The following is a 2,281-nucleotide window of genomic DNA, read 5'->3' as shown; positions in this document are numbered from 1 at the left end:
GGCTCATCCATGACGAACACCACTCCAGCGAGCGCTTCGGGCAGTTGGACGTCGCGGCTGTTTGATCCCCACCCAAGGCGCGTGGATTCGGTGAGCACCAGACTCAGCCCGAACGTGATCAGAAGGAAGCTGCTTGCGTCGCGCTTATAAAGGTGACGCAGAAGCCCCGATTCAAAAATGGCCCCAACGGCCGCAGCGCTCAGCGCCGCGAGCAGAAGTCCGGCCCAGAAGTTACCGGCCCATTGGGCCGCCGAAATACCGACGTAAGCGCCAAACATGTACATCGCCCCGTGGGCAAAGTTCATGATGCGCATGATGCCGAAAATCAGCGTCAAGCCCACCGTGAGCATCGCGAGAAGCGATGCGAGGGATAGCGTGTTCAGCCCGAGGTTGAGCCAAAGTTGCAACACACTCATAGTGCGTCTTTCGTGAGGTTTGATGTTCTAGCGACGGGCGCAGCGGTCAACGCTCGCGTCAAAACGTGTCTTTGCGGCAGGCCGGAATGACTGCATCCGAGCTGAACGTTTCGATGATCTTGGGGAGTGGGTAACTCGCATCGGCACTCTTCTCCAGACGCGCGATAAAGACGCTTTGCTCGCCTTGCTGGTCGCAGCCACGCAGCTTCACCCGCCCCTTGACCGACTCGATCTCCAAGTCAACCAGCGCTTTCCTGACCGTCATCGCATCGACGGACTTGGCACGTCGCACCCCTTCTGCGAGCAGGCTCAAGCCTTGCCAGGTCTCGCCGTCGTACGTGTCCGGAATTTCGCTGTACTCGGCCCGGAAGATACGGTTGAACTCCCTGTTCTCGGCGGTATCGTATGAATAGTTGTACTGGCTCACGCCATACAACCCTACGCCGGCATCGCCCAGCGGTCGCGTATTCAACAGATCCAAGACCTCAGTCACGATTTGCATCTGCTCGCCCAGCCGGTATTGGCCAGCCTGCTTGAGGAAGGCAGTGGCGTCGTCGCCGCTCATGGCGACGTAAAGCACTTCCGGCTTGGCTTGACGGATGCGAGCGATGTAGCTGGAGTAGTCCTTGGTGCCCAGGGGCGTCAGGACGCTTCCCACCGTTTGCTTGCCCAGGCCGCCTATGAGCTGCTCGAACGTCGAAAGACTGTTCTTCCCCCAGGCGTAGTCCTGGGCGATAGTGAAGAACTTCATCTTGGGCGACTTGGCGAACCAGAGCGAGATCGCGCGGGCACGCATGGGACCGGAAGTGCAAGTGCGGAAAGCGTTGGGGACGAAGTTCTGCGCCGTCAGCGATCCAACACCGCTGATGCCTGCCAAGTACAGGGCGTTCCAATCTGCAAGGCGCGGCATGATGGCCAGGGATTCGCCGCTGGATATGACACCGGTGATCAACTTGACACCGCGGCCTTCGATCAGTTCGGAGGTCTTGCGTACGCACGCAGCGGGGTCCCCCTGCGTATCTTCGAAAAAGAACTCGACCTGACGACCGTCGATGCCGCCTTTGGCGTTTACCGTCTTCGCGAACAGTCGGCACGTGCGCTGGATCTGCGATCCAAGAGCCGACCAGTTGCCCGTGACGCCTGTCGGCACACCAATTCGCACTGCCTCCTTTGTTTGCGCCCACGCGGGCTGAAAAGTAGCCGCCAAACCTGCGCCTGCAGCGCCGGCCAAGAACCCTCTGCGATCGATAACCATGGTGTGCTCCTTGTGATTGCGAGGCAATGCTATATTCGCCATATACATCTGTCAACTAGGGTAGTTAAGGAATACAAGAGGCACTTTAATGGCGCAAAGCTTGCCTTTCTGGTGCACTCACACTTAGACACACCCGCAACCTGGACTCACGCGTATGACTTTGCCTTCCCCCCCTTCTCGTCCGATCTACATGGACTACATGGCGACGACCCCAACCGACCCGCGAGTGGTCGCCGCACTCCTTCCTTACCTTGGTGAGCATTTCGGAAATCCTGCCTCACGCAGTCATGTCTACGGGTGGGAGGCAGAAAGTGCTGTGGAGACGGCGCGCGCCCACGTCGCAAGTCTCTTAGGAGCCGATCCGCGTGAGATCGTCTGGACCTCTGGTGCCACCGAGGGCAACAACCTCGCCATCAAGGGTGCTGCTCACTTTTACAGCGGCAAGGGCAAGCACATCGTCACGCAGAAGACGGAGCACAAGGCTGTTTTGGACACGTGCAGAGAATTGGAGCGTGAAGGGTTCACGGTCACATACCTCGACGTTGAGAGCGACGGCCGCGTACGCATAGATTCGGTGCGAGAAGCCCTACGCGACGACACGATTCTGGTG

The 2,281-nt window shown here is 59.0% G+C and carries 3 protein-coding genes; 1 reads left to right on the top strand and 2 read right to left on the bottom strand.

Annotated features, from left to right (window positions below; translation table 11 throughout):
• Together AC1DOC_RS30020 and AC1DOC_RS30015 are read right to left on the bottom strand one after the other, a co-directional pair.
• Positions 1–416, bottom strand: a 416-nt coding sequence (locus tag AC1DOC_RS30020; RefSeq protein ID WP_478131155.1) for an ABC transporter permease subunit, incomplete at its 3' end; no start/stop codon positions are given.
• Between the two features lie 58 nt (positions 417–474).
• A complete protein-coding gene (locus tag AC1DOC_RS30015; protein ID WP_478080727.1) occupies positions 475–1,671 on the bottom strand; it encodes an ABC transporter substrate-binding protein in 1,197 nt (398 codons plus the stop codon).
• A 154-nt stretch (positions 1,672–1,825) separates the two neighbouring features.
• On the opposite strand from AC1DOC_RS30015, the gene AC1DOC_RS30010 reads away from it, so the two are divergent.
• The coding region (locus tag AC1DOC_RS30010) for an aminotransferase class V-fold PLP-dependent enzyme (protein WP_478131154.1) at positions 1,826–2,281 on the top strand (456 nt) is incomplete at its 3' end.

Source organism: Variovorax sp. 01T439_2 (genome assembly GCF_056398445.1).
Note: the sequence above shows the minus strand (reverse complement) of the source record. Positions and strands in the feature narration are given on the sequence as shown.